Raw genomic sequence first — 14,760 nt, forward strand, 5'->3', positions numbered from 1 at the left:
CGATGACCACCGTCGTCGCCACGGTCTTCGCCGTCCAGGCCGCCGCGGTCCTCGCCATGCCGTTCACCGCGGGAAGCCGGGTGGGCGCCGTCATCACCGTCACCGGATTCGGCCTCGGCTTCGGCGTCGCCAGCCTCGCCACCCCCGCGATCCTCGCCGACCGCTACGGAACCGCCGCCTACGCCACCATCGCCGGGCGACTCACCGCCCCGGTCACCACCGCCAAAGCCGCTGCGCCCCTGCTTGCCGCCGTGCTTCTGGCGTACGGCGGCTACCACCTCCTGCTCGCCGCGGTCACCACCGCCTGCGTTCTCGCCGCCGCCGCGATGCGCTCCGTAGGGAGCGGAAGGTCCTAGGTGAGCAGCGTCCGCAGCGCCTCGGCCAGGCCGGCGCCTGCGGTGACCGGGCGGGCGAAGGCCAGCCGGGTGTCGGTGTGGCCGCCCGGCCGCTCCGCGCGCAGCACGATGCCCTCGGCGTCGAGCGCGACCGGGACGATCCGCGTCGCCCCGGCGCCGGGGTCGACGCGTGCGCCGAGCCGGTCCAGGACGTCGCCGTGGTGCCGCGACAGGTGGGCGAGGTGGGCGGCCTCGTCGACGGCGATCGGGTCCGGGCGGGCGGCACGGTACGCGCCGGGGTCCACCGCGACGGGATCGGCGGACCGGTCGAGGACGATCTCGTCCGGGGCAACCGCCCACAACGCCACCGGCGGCAGGTCGAGCAGCGACATCACGGTGGCCGGGTCGCAGGCGTCGAGCGCGGCCGGGTCGAAGCGGCGGGCGGTGCCGAGGATCCGCAGCCGGGCGCGTACCCGGGAGCGTACGGCGACCGGGGCGAGGTGTGTCACGTCGAGACGTACCGCGCCGCTCTGGCCGCGCGCGGCCACCAGCAGGCCGCCGGTGCGGCTCATCGCGTCGACGGCGAGGACGATCGTGCCGTCCGGGAGGACGGCGTGGGCGGAGAGGAGGTCGGCGGTGGTGTCGCCGAGCGTGAGCCGCAGCGAGGAGGCGGCGCTCAGCGCGCAACGCGCGGCGACGGCGTCGCGGGGCGTGGACGGGAGCGTCGACGGCCCTGCGGCGACCGGGGCGAGGCCGGCCGGCGGGGCCGGACGCCCGGCGGGGTGCAACGCCATGTCTGTCTCCTCGGCCGGGAAGGGTGAAGTCGGCCCAGGTCAGACGGTAATAGGTAAGGCTTACCTGTGCAACGGCGGGTCGGGTGCTGCACAACGCCGACGGGCCACGACGGTGACCGTCGTGACCCGTCCGGGCGTGGTGTCCGCTTTGTCAGGCGGGCTGGTAGGTCAGGCAGTCGCTGACCGTGGCGCCGGGGCCGACCGTGATCGACTCGGCCGTGCAGGCGAGGTTGGTGTTGAACACGCACTCGGCGCGGGCGCACGCGCCCACCGCGCCGGTGACCTCCGCGATCCCGCCGCTCAGCGACGACTCGACGAACGTCGCGCAGGACGCCGCGTCGGCGCTCGCCGCCACGGTGATCGCGGGGGCGTGACACCCGTTGTCGTTGAAGCTGCACGCGGTGGCGGCGCATTCACGTACCGGCGGAGACTGCAACAGGGTCTTCATGGTGCCTCCAAGTCATGCGGGCCGGCGGGAAGCAATGGGCCGGCCTCGTGGTGCTCGAATGCCATTCGGTATTAGCCGTGCGGGCCGGGCTTCAAACCTGTCCGCCCGAAGTGAGGATCGTGCTCACCGTAGCAGCGGAATGCGGCGTCGGCGGCGGTTAGTCGCCGTTTTCGCGTGAACTCCCGGACCGACGAAGATGAGGCTTACCTTCGTTAGGAAAGGCTTTGTTTGCCGGCGCGAGGTGGGCGTGCGGCGCCCCGTTGGCGCTGGTCCGGGTACCCAGAGTGGTCCCGGTGCGCAGCGTCGATCGCAGCAGTTGGGGCACCGATCGGGTACCCGAATTGGTGCGCGTAAATCGACGGGCCGGAACCGGTAATCGGCTTCGCCGCCGGTGCGGCAATCGCATTACCGGGGGCGCCGGACCGGTGCGCGCGCATCCCGGCGCGCGCAACTCTTCGCCGCCGGTCAAGGGGTTCGGGTTCAGTTGAGCGCGACGGTGAGCGAGCACGCCGCCAGGACCACACATGCGGGCGTCATCACCAGGCGTTCGGCGCGGCTTCGCGAGATTGCGTTGAGCGCGATCCCGATTGCGAAGTACCCGAAGAGCACCCACGTCGCGACGCCGACGAACGGCCTGAAAGGCCCGAAGACTTCGGCGCGCGCGAGCAGCACCCAGGCCATGACGGCGTAGACGACGACCGACACTGCGCTGCCGACGCGGAATCGCCGCGGCAGTGTCTCGTGCTGCCCACCCCATACCAGTCGCCCGTACGGCCGGCCGGCCGCGACGAGCACCTGGAGCGCAGCGAGTGCGGTGAGTACGAGGGTGGCCACGATGGCGGCGACGCTCATGCCGTCACCTCCTGGCCGGCGAGATAGCGTGCGGCGTTGGCGGCAAGCGTGTCCAGGGCGCTCTGCAGCGCTTCGAGATCGATGCCGTCCTCGATGCCGTCGTCGATCTCCGCGAGCCCTTTCCATGCCGCGTCGAGGAGTTCCCGGCCCTTTTTCGTGACGGCGACGCGATTCGCGCGCTGGTCGGTGGCATCCGGAGCGACCTCGACGAGCCCGCGCGCGACGAGCTCGACCAGGCGCTGCGTCACGGCCGCTCTGGACACGTCGAGGGCTTGGGCGATCTTGCTCTGCCGCGCAGGACCGATCGCGTGGATCGTCACCAGCGCGGCGAACATGGAAAGGGTCATGTCGTGCGTGTTCCGCAGGTGCGTGTCGGCGACGCGGTCGACGAGCGTGGTGGCGCGGTGAAGCGTGAGCACGAGGCGTTGTGCCGAGAGTGTGGCGACATCCATAATGTTAAGGTCTTACCAAAGTGGGGGCGGGGCGTCAACGGCCCGGGCTGACTCACCTCACCGGCCCGTGCCGTGCTCCTGCCCCCGCCGTCCTGCGGGCGCGGCTGCCGGGGTGGAGGCCACCGGGCCGAGGGCGGGACCGCCGGGGGCAGGATGGCACCCTGAGCGAGTCGGGGGACGCCGGCCCGCACCGGCCGGGCGGGTCCTCGGCCGTACGGAAAGTGGGGGCGGCGTGATCAAGGGGTGGCACGGCTGGCTCGGCACGATCAACGGGGTCGTGCTCATCACGGTGGCCGCGTTGCCGTTGGCCGCGCTGGTGGTGTGGCTCCTGGCGCGCCGGCGCGGCGGTGGGCCGGCCTGGCGCCGGTCGCTGACCGAGGTCGGCATCGTCTACGGCACCGTGCCGTGGGTCTGGATGATCATGCTGCCGGGTGACCGGGCCGGCGCCGTTCCCGGCCGGGTGAGCCTGGTGCCGCTGCGGGACCTGCTCACCGTCCTGGCGAGCGGGCCGCTGACGGTCACCGTGCAGATCGTGGGCAACCTGCTGGTGTTCGCGGCGCTCGGATTCTTCGGCCCGCTGCGGTTCGCGGCGCTGGCGTCGGTGCCGCGGATCCTGGCGCTCGCGGCGGGCTGCTCGGTCCTGGTCGAGGTCGCGCAGTACGTCCTGCGGCTCGACCGCGTCTCCTCGGTGGACGACGTCCTGCTCAACACCGTCGGCGCCGGACTGGCCGCGCTGGCCTCGCGCCGCTGGTGGCCGGCCCCGGCCGCGCCGTCGCCGGACCGGCCTCGGCCGGTCGCGGCAACGGAACGCTGAGCCGCCCGGAGACGGCACGATGGGCCGGACCTCACGGCCCGGCCCATCGCGTCAGCGCGTCAGGTCGACGCGTTCACCGTCAGCTCAGCTGCTTCGCGAGAGCGGTGGTGGCGCCGCCGCTCTCGTACGAGACGAGCAGCGAGGTGCCGGCCGGGAGCGACCCGCTCAGCGGCAGGACGAGGGTGCCGTCCTTGCGCAGGTCGGCCTGGGCCTGCGCCACGACCTGGTTGCCGTCCCAGACGAAGACCCGGGCGGTGCCGGCCTTCTTCACCTGGAGGTCCACCGAGACCTTGCCGGCCTTGAGGTTGACCTTCTTGAGCTTCACGGTGTTGTCCGCCAGCTTGGCGTACCCACCCGGTGCCACCCCGTCCGAGACCGACTGCAGCAGGGTCTGCGGCGAGTCGACGCTCAGCGCGGCGGTGTCGGGCATGATCGGAGCCTTGGGCGCCGCCGGCCTCGCCGGCAGGTCCGGCAGGATCGCGTTGCCCCAGCGCCACGGGTCGGCCCGTACGCCGCTCCAGGTCGACCAGCCGACCCGGGTCTGCGAGCTGAGGTCCTGCGTGTCCGAGTCGTTGACCAGGATGTTCAGGCCCATCCGGCTCGGGTCGATGGTGTCCGGCAGCACGCTGAACGGAATCTTGACCTCGATCCGGTACCCGGTGTACGGGTTGCTGGTCACCACGGAGGCGATCTCCACGCCCGGCGCGGTCTCCGGGCCGCCCTGGTGGTTGTCCCGTTCCCGGGCGAAGCACGGCGGGTTGCCGTTGCCCGGGTCCCGGGTGGCCGGGAAGAGCGCCATGTTGAACACCGTGGAGGTGTTCGCCGAGTTGCCGCGCGGGTCGATGCCGAACTCGATGTTGTCGTTACGCCGCGGACGCTTGCAGTCCTCCGGCGGCAGGACGGTGCCGAGCACGTCATCGGTGATGTTGAAGATGGCGTACAGGGCGTCGTCGGTGTGGGTCAGCTGGGCGGTGCCGGAGATGTCCGACGCCGGGGCGGCGGTGCCCTCCCAGCGGGTGGAGATGTCGATGACCTCGCCGGTGTACTCGTGGTCGTGACCGTGACCGTCCACCGTGGGCGCGGTGGCCGCCTTCGGGATCGTGGTGGTCGGGACCAGGTTGAACACGCCCGGCTCGGTGGCGCTGCCACCGACGTAGCTGGTCTCGATCTGCACCCGGTAGGCGCCGTTGTCCGGCGCCCGGTTGGCCGTCGGCAGCGACGTGTCGGTGTTCGTGACGGTGAACGTCACCGAGGTGGTGGCGCCCGGCTGGAGCCCGCTGTACGGCAGCTGCTGCTCGGCCACGGAGAAGCCCGCGGGGACGTTCAGCTTCGCCGTGCCGGACTGGACCCGCGTGCCGTGGTTGGTCAGGTTGACCTTGACGCTGCGGGTGCCGCCGCTGGGGATGCTCAGCAGGGACTCGATGAGCGCGTCGAGCTGCTGCGTCTTGTTCCGCACCGTCCAGGCGCGGAAGTCGGCGATCTCCTCCAGCGGCTCCAGGGTGCCGCGCACCGGAGCGGTGCCCTGCACTCGGGCGCTGCTGGTGCCGCTGCCGTCCTTCTTGCTGGTCAGCGTGGCGTTGAGCTTGAAACGGGTGCCCACCTCGACCTGCGCCGGCGGGGTGACAGTGAAGGTCTTCACGACCTCCTTGCGCGGGGTGAGCGTGCCGACGTTGCCGTTACCGCTCACCGTCCAGCCGGCCGGGACGTCCAGGGTGACCTTGGCGCCCGGGATGGCCTTCTCGGCGTAGAGCACCGTGTCGACCGTGATGGGCTGGCCGGCGAGGGCCTCCCAGGTGCGCGGACGCACGTGGATCTCGGTGCCGAGCGGCAGGCCGCCCGGGGCACGCAGGGTGGCGCCCTGGAGCGCGCCGGTGCCGGCGCCCACGTTCGGGTCCGGGTACGGCGTGCGGGTGTCGATCAGCGTCAGCCGGTTGCAGCCGATGTTGGCCGGGTTGGTCGTCGGGAAGGAGCTGTTGCCCCAGCCCTGCGACACGTACTCCCGGCGGGCCCAGGTCTGGACCGTGTTCCACCGGTTGCCGTCGTGCCGCGCCGACTCGTAGCCCTGCCAGGTGCCGAAGATGACGTTGCTGGCCTCGGCCGGCGTGAACGTCGTCTCGCAGGCGGGGCCGTTGGTGCCGGTGGTGCCGCTGCCGCCGGTCTGGAAGATGCGGGAGACCCGCCAGGGCTCGAGCCCTTCCTTCTTGATCTGCTCCGGGAACGCCTTCGGGTCGGCCGCCGCGTAGAAGGCCTCCACGGCCAGCATGGCCGCCTTCTGGTGGTTGCCGTGGTTGCCCTGCGTCGCCGACGGGTTCATCGTGAGGATGACCTCGGGCTTGGTGGTGCGCAGGACCCGCACGATCCGGGACAGCGTCTCCTGGTGACCCCAGACCTCTTCGGTCAGCGGGGCGCTCGCGGTGTACCAGAAGTCGAGCGCGTCCAGATTGTAGATGTGGTTGACGCCGGCCCAGGCGACGGCCTTGCGCTCCTCGGCCTCCCGCAGGATGCCGAGCTCGGGGCCCTCTTCGAGGCCGGTGGCGTTGCCGCCGCCCTCGCCGCGGGTGGTGGTGATGACGCCCGCCTTCATGCCGTGATACTCGTTCCAGTATCCGAGCATGCCGAGCTGGCCTGCCTCGTCGTCCGGGTGCGCGCCGATGAACATGATGTCCAGGTCGACGGGCTTGTCGGACTTCTTGGCCTGTGGCTTCGGTGTTGCCTTCTGGGGGTTGGCCTGGGCCGGAGTGGCCAGGCCCAACGACAGCAGACCGCACATGGCGATCGCCGCCGTGGTGCGCCATCTCATGGGCATACCTCTTCGTCTCGAAGCGGGAGTGCTGCGGCTGGGGGACGGGTCACGGGCCCGGCGCGGGCCGGCTGACACGGTGGCTCGCGCCGGGTCGTGACGCGGACAGCTGTCCATAGAGGACCGTCGGGTCCTCGCTGGTCGTGGTGCTCGACAACGGGATGGTGGTGTACGCGCACCGTCACGGTGTGAGCGGTGCACACGGTGGCGACTGGTCGGTCCACCGGAAGGCCTTCGGGCCGTAACCTAGGGATCTTGCGGAGCCGTCGTCAATAGGTCCGGACGACTTTCTTCCTTATTCGAAGAAACGATCCCCGCAGCTCAGCGACCCGCCTCCCGGGGCGGCACCGGCCAGAGGGGACTCTTTGTCCGGCTTTGGGTGCCCAATGTGGAGGCGAGGGCCCGGTTTTGCGCGCCATGTCGGTGTGGCCCGGCGCGCCCGGCTTGCCGCTTCCCATCTTTCCGCTGGCTGCGGGCCCGAGATCATCTCGTTACTTGACGTCTGATTTTTTTCTCACTAGGAAGAAAGCGTGTCTGACAAAGCCCCGACCAGCCCGGTCAGCCGTGAGCGGTCCCGTGAGATCAAGCGTCTCTCGGTGATCTTGGCCGCCCGGCAGGCCCGGCGGCTGTCCCGAGTGGACCTCGCCGAGATGACCGGCCTCTCCGCGGCCACTGTGACCGCGCTCGTGCGGGAGCTGGTCGCCGAGGGTTACCTCATCGAACGCGGGCCCGGCGCGCCCACCACCGGCCGCCCCCGGGAGATGCTCGAGTTCAACCCCCGCGCCGAACTCGTCGCGGCGGTGTCGCTGGAGCCACCCCGGATCAGCTGCGAGATCGCCGACAGCGAGGGCGCGGTCATCGCGCACCGCGTCGCGCGGCTCGGCGCGAACGTGGTGGAGACCGTCTGCGAGTTCGTCCTCGACCTGGTCGGCGACAACCTGCCCTCGCTTCGCGGCGTCGCGATCGCGGTGCCCGGCGTGTCCAGCAACGGCGCGGTACGCCTCGCGCCGTCGGTCGGACTGGTCGAGGCGTGGCCGATCGGCGAATCCGTGCAACGGCGGCTCGGCGTACCCGTGGTCGTCGACAACGACGTCAACCTGATGGCCGCCGGCGAGTGCGTGGCCGGCGCCGGCGCGGACGTGGCGAACCTGCTGCTGATCCACGTCGCCGACGGCATCGGCGCCGGCCTCGTGCTCGACGGCAAGGTCCGCCGCGGCGCCAGCGGGGCCGCCGGCGAGGTCGGCTTCCTGCCGCTGGGCGGCGCGACCGAGCGCCGCTACAGCGGCGTCGGGGACTTCGAGGCCCGGTGGTCGGTCAACGCCATCGCGGAACGGGTCGTCGCGCTCAACCCGGGCCGCCGGCCCGACTCGCCGGTACGGGAGCTGAGCCGGCTCGCCGCGACGTCGGCGCCCGCCCGCGACTACCTCGACGAGGTCCTCGGCGCCTGGGCCGGGCTGATCCTCTCCTGCGCCTGCGTGGTCGACCCGGGACTGGTGCTGCTCAGCGGCGCCGCCGCGGAACTCGACGACGCGGCCCTCGACCAGCTTCAGACCCTCGTCTCCGCCCGCACCCCGGCCCCCACCGAGGTGCGCCGGGCCACCCTCGGCGACCAGGCCGTGCTGCACGGAGCGATCAGCTACGCGCTCTCCGCGGCGGTGCCCCGGCCCTCGCTTCCCTGACCACCACCCGACCCCGGCCCCCGACGACCCCGACGCCCTCCGACCCGACACCCCACCCACCGTCACCGTCACCGTCGCGGCGACCGCGTCCGTATCCCGGACGACCGGTCGCGGCGCGATGCGGCGCGCCCCGCTCCGGGGCGCGACCCGCGGACCTTCGACCCCGTCCCCGGGGGACCGGCGCACACCGCCCGCGCCCCCGGGACGGGCGCACACCGTCTTTCTCCGCTTCCGATAGTTCCCCCGCAAAATGGAGGTACCAATGAAACGTCGTTTGGCCCTGGCCGTCGCGTTCAGCGCGCTGCTGGCCGTCAGCGCGTGCGGCAGCAGTGACGACGACAACGACACCGGCTCCACCGGCGCCGCGCCGGCCGAGAAGGTCGTCATCTACAGTGCCCGCGACAAGTCGGTCACCGACTACGTCGTCGAGCAGTTCACGACCAAGAACCCCGAGTACAAGGGCAAGGTCGAGGTGCTCAACATGGGCGCCCAGGAGGTGCTCGAGCGGGTCCGCGCCGAGAAGGCCAACCCGCAGGCGTCGGTCTGGTGGGGCGGCACCCAGCAGGGTCTCGCCGCCGGCGCGTCCGAGGGCCTGCTGGAGTCGTGGCAGCCGTCGTTCGCCTCGAAGATCGACGCGCGGTACAAGGACGCCGAGGGCCGCTGGTTCGGCGAGATCCTGCTGCCCGAGGTCATCATGTACAACAACAAGGCGCTGACCCCGGAGACCGCGCCGAAGGACTGGGACGACCTGGTCGACCCGAAGTGGAAAGACAAGATCATCATCCGGGACGTGGCCGCCTCCGGCACCATGCGCTCGATCTACGCCTCGATGATCCAGCGCTACACCCCGGACGGGTCGAACCCGCAGCCCGGCTACGACTGGCTGCGCAAGCTCGACGCCAACACCGTCGAGTACGCCGCCAACCCCAGCGACCTCTACCTGAAGATGTCGCGTGAGCAGGGCGTGGTCAGCGCCTGGAACCTCCAGGACATCCTGCTGCAGGCCAACGAGAAGATGCCGTTCGGTTACGTCATGCCGGCCTCCGGCGCGCCGGTGCTCGTCGACGGCGTGGCCGCCGTCAAGGGCGGCAACACCGAGGGCGCGAAGAAGTTCCTCGAGTTCCTCTTCGACGACTCGCTGCGGGCCAGCCTGGCCAAGGACTACTTCCAGATCCCCGCTGTCGAGATCGCCGAGAAGCCCGAGTGGCTGACCAAGCTCGACCTCAAGCCGATGAACGTCGACTGGGACGTGATCGGCAAGAACGAGACCGCCTGGATCACCCACTGGAACGCCCAGATCAAGGGCAAGGGCTAAGACGCTCGGAACCGGGCCGTGCCACGGCACGGCCCGGCTTCGTCCTGGAAGGACCCAAGAAATGATCGATGTCCGACTGACGGCGGTCAGTAAGCGCTTCGCCAAGTCGAGCGACTCCGCGGCGGTCGATGACGTCACCGTCACCATCGCAGCCGGCGAGTTCTTCACGCTGCTCGGGCCGAGCGGTTGTGGCAAGACGACGACGCTGCGCATGGTGGCCGGCTTCTACTTCCCGACCTCCGGTCGTATCCACTTCGGCGACGACGACGTCACCCACTGGACGCCGAACAAGCGGGACACCGGCATGGTGTTCCAGAACTACGCGCTGTTCCCGCACATGACGGTGGCGCAGAACGTCGCGTACGGCCTCAAGGTCCGGCGGGTCTCCCGCGCCGACCAGGCCCGGCGGATCGAGGAGGCGCTCGCCCAGGTGCACCTGGACGGGTACGGCGACCGGCGCATCGACGCGCTCTCCGGCGGCCAGCAGCAGCGGGTCGCGCTGGCGCGGGCCCTGGTCATCCGCCCGCGCACCATGCTGCTCGACGAGCCGCTGTCCAACCTCGACGCGAAGCTGCGCGAGGAGACCCGCGCCGAGATCCGGCGCATCCAGCGCGAGAGCGGCACCACCTCGATCTACGTCACGCACGACCAGGCCGAGGCGATGGCGATGTCGGACCGGATCGCGGTCATGGAATCCGGCCGGGTCCAGCAGGTCGGCAGCCCGCACGAGATCTACTACAAGCCGGCGAACGCGTTCGTGGCCCGGTTCATCGGGCGCAGCAACGTGCTGAGCCTGCCGGTGACCGGCGCGACGGACGAGAGCGTCGCGGTGCGCCTGCCCGGCGGCGCCACCATCGACGTCGGCGCCCCCGCCGGGCACGGGCTCGGCGAGGGCGACACCGCGCTCGTCTCCGCGCGTCCCGAGCACATCGCGCTCGGCGGCGACGACGACACGGCTGCCATGCGCGGCCGGATCAGCCACGTCGAGTTCACCGGCATGGCCACCCACATCAGCGTCGACGTGGACGGCAACGAGGTGATGGCCGCCCTGATCGACGCGCCGGCCGGCCTCCAGCTCGGCGACGTGGTGGGGCTGCGGCTCGTACCGGAGCGCCTCTGGGTGGTCAAGCCGTGACCGCTGCTACCCGAACCGCCCCCGCCTGGGCGGTGGCCCTCGGCCGGCGCCTGGCCGGCGGGACCAACTCCCGGTGGTTCCCGTACCTGCTGGTGCTGCCGCTGGTCCTGGTGCTCTGGGGCTTCGTCGTCCAGCCGATGTTCGCCACCTTCCGCGAGAGCGTGAGCGCCAACGGCACGGACAACTACCTCCAGTTCCTCTCCTCCTCCGGGGTGGCCCGCGAGTCGCTGTTCACCTCGCTGTTCATCTCGGCCGCGAGCGTGCTGCTCTGCGGCATCGTCGGCGTGGCGATGGCGTTCCTGCTCAAGCGGTTCCACTTCCGCGGCCGGCGGCTCATCGAGGCGATCATCCTGGTGCCGGCGGCGCTGCCGCCGCTGATCGGCGCGGTCTCCTTCCAGCTGCTCTACAGCAACATCGGCATCGTGCCGCGCGGCCTGCAGGCGCTGCTCGGCACCGAGAAGCCGGTCCTGGCCTTCGACGGCATCGCCGGCGTGCTCGTGGTGCACACGTTCACCATGTACCCGTTCTTCTTCCTGGCCGCCTCCGCGGCACTGGCCGGGATGGACCCGTCGGTCGAGGAGGCGGCGTACAACCTCGGCGCGGGCCGGGCACGGGTGTGGCGCACGGTCCTGCTGCCGATGCTCACCCCCGCGCTGATCTCGGCGTCGCTGCTGGTCTTCATGACGTCGCTGGCGTCCTACACCGCGCCGCTGCTGTTCAACGTCAGCCAGACCATGACGATGCAGATCTACATCAACCGCACCAACGGCGACCTGCCGATGGCCTCGGCGTACGCCTCGGTGCTCGGCATCGTCTCGATCATCTTCCTGCTGGCGATGCGCTGGTACGAGGGACGGCGCAACTACCAGTCGCAGTCCAAGGGCATCTCGGCCGTCCGGCGGGAGATCACCAACCCGATCGGCCGCTGGCTCGCCCCGCTCGCCTCGGTGCTGGCCACGCTGGTCCTGCTCGCCCCGGTCGCCGCGATCGCGCTCGTCGCCTTCTCCGAGGACCGGTCCTGGACCACCGAGGTGCTGCCGCCGACGTACACGCTGGAGAACTTCGTCACCATCTTCACCGACCCCAAGGCGTTCGAGCCGATCCTCAACTCGGTGCAGATGAGCCTGCTCGCGGTCGTCGGCTGCGTGATCATCGGCGTGCTCGTCGCGTACGCGGTGCGGCGGCTGAAGTTCGTCGGGCGCGGCCTGCTCGACGTGGCCGTGATGATCGCCTGGGCGCTGCCCGGCACGGTCGTGGCGATCAACCTGATCTCGGCGTTCAGCACCGGCAACGCGTTCAGCTTCGGGCAGGTGCTCGTCGGCACGTTCTGGATCCTGCCGCTGGCCTACTTCGTGCGGTTCCTGCCGATCGTGTTCCGGTCCAGCTCCGCCACGCTGGCGCTGATCGACCCGTCGCTGGAGGACGCCGCCCGCAACCTCGGCGCCTCCTGGCTGCGCGCGTTCTACACGATCACCGTGCGGCTGATGCTGCCCGGCGTGCTCGCCGGCGCGCTGCTGGCGTTCGTGCACGGCGTCGGCGAGTTCGTCGCCTCGGTGCTCATCTACACCTCGTCGACGGTGCCGATCTCGGTCGCCATCAACAACCGGATGTACAGCTTCGAGCTGGGCACCGCGGCCGCCTACGGCATGCTCCAGGTGCTGCTCATCTTCGTGGTGATGTGGTTCTCCGGGCGGCTGGAGACCAGCCGGACCGCGACCCGGAGGGCCGAGCAGTGGACGAACTGATCGAGCGGTGGCGGACCGGGGGAGGGCTGCTCCCGGTCACCCGGGTGCCCGGGCACGCGTTCGCCGCCGTGACCGCGACGGCCGACCTGGCGGTGCTGCCGGTCGGCGCGGTCGAGTGGCACGGTCCGCACCTGCCGATCGGTACCGACCTGATCCTGGCCGAGGGCTTCGCCGGGGAACTGGCCACCGGGTCCGCCCGGGCGGTGCTGTTCCCGGCCACGCCGTACGCCGCCTGCCCGGGCCAGACCCGGCAGTGGCCGGGCACCGTGGCGCTGCGGCCGGAGATCGCCGTCGGCTACCTCGCCGACGTGCTCGCCGGCATCGTCGAGGCGGGCTTCCCCCGGGTGCTCGTGGTCAACGGGCACGACGCCAACATGTCCACCGTCCGCGCCGCGATGGAGTGGGTGTCCGGCCGGCAGCGGGCCAGCATGATGCTGGTGAACTGGTTCCAGCTCGTCGGCCCGGACGAGACCACCGAGATGTTCGGTGAGCTGCCGGCCCGGGGCCACGGCGGCGCGTACGAGAGCTCGGCGGTGCTGGGCTTCGACCCGGCCGCGGTACGCCTGGACGCCGCGCCGGACCTGCCGCCGAAGCCGAAACTGCCCACCCCGTACCCGTACGTGCTCGTGGAGTCGCGGCCCGACCCGTGGCAGGGCTGGTCGGGGCATGTCTCGCTGGCCGGCGAGGAGGCCGGCGACCGGATCCGCGTCACCGCGGGCGCCCGGCTGCGCGAGCTGGTCGAGGCGTGGCTGGCCGCGCCGCTGCCCGGACCGCCCGGCGCCGACCGGCCGCAACAGGCGACCGGATGACCACGCGCGTCCTGCCGCGCGACAACGCACCACCTCGGGAGGCCACCATGAGCCCGTCACTGACCGTCTATCAACAGCACCACCTCCGCGTGGTGTTCGACCACCACGTCGCCCACCTCTACCCGGCGATGGTCACGGCCAGCAAGGCCCACGTCGTCATGCTCGCCGAGCAGGGACTGATCACCGACGAGGCCGCCGCCACGATGCTGCGCGGGCTGGTCACCCTCACCGGGGACCGGCCCGAGGAGCTGGAGTACGACGGCAGCGTCGAGGACGTCTACTACACGCTGGAGAAGCGCCTCGCCGCCGCGGCCGGCATCGAGGTGTCGCAGCTCAGCGTGCAGCTCGCACGCAGCCGCAACGACCTCGACGCGGGCGTGTTCCGGATGGTGCTGCGCGACCAGTTGCTCCAGGTGCTCGACGCGCTGCTGGCCACCGGCCGTACCGTGCTGGACCGCGCGGACCGGCACGCCGACGTGGTGGTCACCGGCTACACGCACCGCCGCCCGGCCCAGCCGACGAGCATCGGGCACGTCTTCGCCGGCTACGCCGAGGCGCTGGCGGGCGAGGCGGCCGCGTACGCCGACCTGCTGGACGAGATGAACCGCTCGCCGCTGGGCTCCTGCGCCTTCGCCGGCACCGACCTGGACATCTCGCCCCGCCGGCTGGCCGACCTGCTCGGCTTCGACCAGCTGATCGTCAACTCGTACGAGGCGGTGGCCGGCGCGGACCACCTGGTCCGGGTCGCCACGCTCAACGCGCAGGCGCTCGCCACCGGCGCCCGGCTGGCCCGCACGCTGATGGACTGGCTGAGCTGGGGCTGGGTGGTCACGCCCGGCGAGTTCACCCAGGGCAGCAGCATCATGCCGCAGAAGCGCAACCCGGTGGTGCTGGAGCACCTCGTCTCGATGGCCGGCGCCGCGGCGGCCGACGCGGCGAGTGTGCTGAACAACGTCGGCGCCGCGTGGTGGGAGGACTCCAACAACGCCACCACCGACGTGCAGGCGCGGCTCTGGGACGGCGACGACCGGGCGTACCGGTTCTTCTCGCTGCTCGGCGGCCTGATCGCGAAGCTGGACCCGCTGCGCCCGCCGTCCGGCGAGGAGATCGTCGCCTCGGGCGCCACCACCACCGCCGCGGCCGACGCGCTGGCCCGCCACGGCGTGCCGTTCCGTGGCGCCCACTCGCTGCTCGGCCGGCTGGTACGCGGCGGCGCGCCGGCGACGTGGACCGGGGAGCTCGTGCGGTCCACCGCCGCCGACCTCGGCCTGACGCTCGACGACGCCGCGGTCAGGGACCTCCTGGCCGCCGCGGTCCGACCCGAACTCGTGCTGCGGCGGGCCCAGGCCGACGGCCCCGGCGAGGCGGCCGTCCGGGACCAGGTCGGGCGACTGTCTACAATGCTCGACACGGTGCAGGAGCGGGCGCAGGAGCTGCGCGAGCGGCTGACCCGTGCCGACACGGCTCTCGCCGAGGCGGTCGCGGCGAGGGTAGGCCCGTGACGGGGCGACAGACGCAGCTGGCCGTGGTCGCGGACGTCGTGTCGCGGCGACCACGTGATCTGGACCGACGGCCCGAAGGG

At 71.5% G+C, this 14,760-nt stretch carries 13 protein-coding genes; 8 read left to right on the forward strand and 5 right to left on the reverse strand.

Translation table 11 applies throughout. The features are described 5' to 3' along the window. The first annotated feature begins 2 nt into the window (after nt 1-2). A complete protein-coding gene (locus tag ACSDG8_RS28940) occupies nt 3-356 on the forward strand; it encodes a hypothetical protein (protein WP_210892180.1) in 354 nt (117 codons plus the stop codon). Here ACSDG8_RS28940 and ACSDG8_RS28945 read toward each other — a convergent pair. The 4 genes from ACSDG8_RS28945 to ACSDG8_RS28960 all read right to left on the reverse strand — a co-directional run bounded on the left by ACSDG8_RS28945 (nt 353) and on the right by ACSDG8_RS28960 (nt 2,881). Beyond that, on the reverse strand, nt 353-1,129 hold the full coding sequence (locus tag ACSDG8_RS28945) for a DUF2470 domain-containing protein (RefSeq protein WP_210892181.1): 777 nt from the start codon (nt 1,127-1,129) through the stop codon (nt 353-355). The two genes, ACSDG8_RS28940 and ACSDG8_RS28945, sit on opposite strands and share 4 nt — an antisense overlap. A 151-nt stretch (nt 1,130-1,280) precedes the next feature. Continuing rightward, the gene (locus ACSDG8_RS28950) at nt 1,281-1,577 is read right to left on the reverse strand and encodes a DUF1540 domain-containing protein (protein ID WP_013286940.1); all 297 of its coding nucleotides are present in this window, start codon (nt 1,575-1,577) and stop codon (nt 1,281-1,283) included. A 480-nt stretch (nt 1,578-2,057) separates the two neighbouring features. Then, on the reverse strand, nt 2,058-2,429 hold the full coding sequence (locus ACSDG8_RS28955; protein ID WP_210892183.1) for a hypothetical protein: 372 nt from the start codon (nt 2,427-2,429) through the stop codon (nt 2,058-2,060). Beyond that, nucleotides 2,426-2,881, reverse strand: a complete 456-nt coding sequence (locus tag ACSDG8_RS28960) for a MarR family winged helix-turn-helix transcriptional regulator (protein WP_210892186.1) — start codon at nt 2,879-2,881, stop codon at nt 2,426-2,428. The genes ACSDG8_RS28955 and ACSDG8_RS28960 overlap by 4 nt, the downstream gene beginning before the upstream one ends. A gap of 232 nt (nt 2,882-3,113) precedes the next feature. On the opposite strand from ACSDG8_RS28960, the gene ACSDG8_RS28965 reads away from it, so the two are divergent. Continuing rightward, nucleotides 3,114-3,695: a VanZ family protein gene (locus tag ACSDG8_RS28965; RefSeq protein WP_210892188.1), complete on the forward strand. Its 582-nt coding sequence runs from the start codon at nt 3,114-3,116 to the stop codon at nt 3,693-3,695. A gap of 79 nt (nt 3,696-3,774) precedes the next feature. Here ACSDG8_RS28965 and ACSDG8_RS28970 read toward each other — a convergent pair whose 3' ends face one another. Beyond that, the gene (locus tag ACSDG8_RS28970) at nt 3,775-6,495 is read right to left on the reverse strand and encodes a sugar-binding protein (protein WP_210892190.1); all 2,721 of its coding nucleotides are present in this window, start codon (nt 6,493-6,495) and stop codon (nt 3,775-3,777) included. Nucleotides 6,496-7,025: 530 nt separating this feature from the next. On the opposite strand from ACSDG8_RS28970, the gene ACSDG8_RS28975 reads away from it, so the two are divergent. From ACSDG8_RS28975 to ACSDG8_RS29000, 6 genes are all read left to right on the forward strand, one after another. After that, nucleotides 7,026-8,174: an ROK family transcriptional regulator gene (locus tag ACSDG8_RS28975; protein ID WP_210892192.1), complete on the forward strand. Its 1,149-nt coding sequence runs from the start codon at nt 7,026-7,028 to the stop codon at nt 8,172-8,174. Nucleotides 8,175-8,436: 262 nt separating this feature from the next. After that, nucleotides 8,437-9,489, forward strand: coding sequence for an extracellular solute-binding protein (locus ACSDG8_RS28980; protein WP_030499061.1), 1,053 nt, complete (start codon nt 8,437-8,439; stop codon nt 9,487-9,489). A 61-nt stretch (nt 9,490-9,550) separates the two neighbouring features. Beyond that, entirely contained in the window at nt 9,551-10,624 is a 1,074-nt protein-coding gene (locus tag ACSDG8_RS28985; RefSeq protein ID WP_210892194.1) for an ABC transporter ATP-binding protein, read from the forward strand. Next, on the forward strand, nt 10,621-12,369 hold the full coding sequence (locus ACSDG8_RS28990; RefSeq protein ID WP_210892195.1) for an ABC transporter permease: 1,749 nt from the start codon (nt 10,621-10,623) through the stop codon (nt 12,367-12,369). The genes ACSDG8_RS28985 and ACSDG8_RS28990 overlap by 4 nt, the downstream gene beginning before the upstream one ends. Beyond that, nucleotides 12,357-13,178, forward strand: a complete 822-nt coding sequence (locus ACSDG8_RS28995) for a creatininase family protein (protein WP_210892202.1) — start codon at nt 12,357-12,359, stop codon at nt 13,176-13,178. Before ACSDG8_RS28990 ends, ACSDG8_RS28995 begins: the two co-directional genes overlap by 13 nt. Next, complete coding sequence (locus ACSDG8_RS29000) at nt 13,175-14,680, forward strand: argininosuccinate lyase (RefSeq protein ID WP_439427426.1); 1,506 nt, start codon at nt 13,175-13,177, stop codon at nt 14,678-14,680. Before ACSDG8_RS28995 ends, ACSDG8_RS29000 begins: the two co-directional genes overlap by 4 nt. Nucleotides 14,681-14,760 lie beyond the last annotated feature (80 nt).

The organism is Micromonospora sp. LA-10 (assembly GCF_051853095.1).
Lineage (GTDB): Bacteria > Actinomycetota > Actinomycetes > Mycobacteriales > Micromonosporaceae > Micromonospora > Micromonospora echinospora_A.

What these genes read in the sequence shown, in the direction of transcription:
- ACSDG8_RS29000 (WP_439427426.1), top strand. Translation starts at nt 13,175, where the DNA reads ATGACCACGCGCGTCCTGCCGCGCGACAACGCACCACCTCGGGAGGCC.
- ACSDG8_RS28940 (WP_210892180.1), top strand. Translation starts at nt 3, where the DNA reads ATGACCACCGTCGTCGCCACGGTCTTCGCCGTCCAGGCCGCCGCGGTC.
- ACSDG8_RS28970 (WP_210892190.1), bottom strand. Translation starts at nt 6,495, where the DNA reads ATGAGATGGCGCACCACGGCGGCGATCGCCATGTGCGGTCTGCTGTCG.
- ACSDG8_RS28985 (WP_210892194.1), top strand. Translation starts at nt 9,551, where the DNA reads ATGATCGATGTCCGACTGACGGCGGTCAGTAAGCGCTTCGCCAAGTCG.
- ACSDG8_RS28950 (WP_013286940.1), bottom strand. Translation starts at nt 1,577, where the DNA reads ATGAAGACCCTGTTGCAGTCTCCGCCGGTACGTGAATGCGCCGCCACC.
- ACSDG8_RS28960 (WP_210892186.1), bottom strand. Translation starts at nt 2,881, where the DNA reads ATGGATGTCGCCACACTCTCGGCACAACGCCTCGTGCTCACGCTTCAC.
- ACSDG8_RS28945 (WP_210892181.1), bottom strand. Translation starts at nt 1,129, where the DNA reads ATGGCGTTGCACCCCGCCGGGCGTCCGGCCCCGCCGGCCGGCCTCGCC.
- ACSDG8_RS28955 (WP_210892183.1), bottom strand. Translation starts at nt 2,429, where the DNA reads ATGAGCGTCGCCGCCATCGTGGCCACCCTCGTACTCACCGCACTCGCT.
- ACSDG8_RS28980 (WP_030499061.1), top strand. Translation starts at nt 8,437, where the DNA reads ATGAAACGTCGTTTGGCCCTGGCCGTCGCGTTCAGCGCGCTGCTGGCC.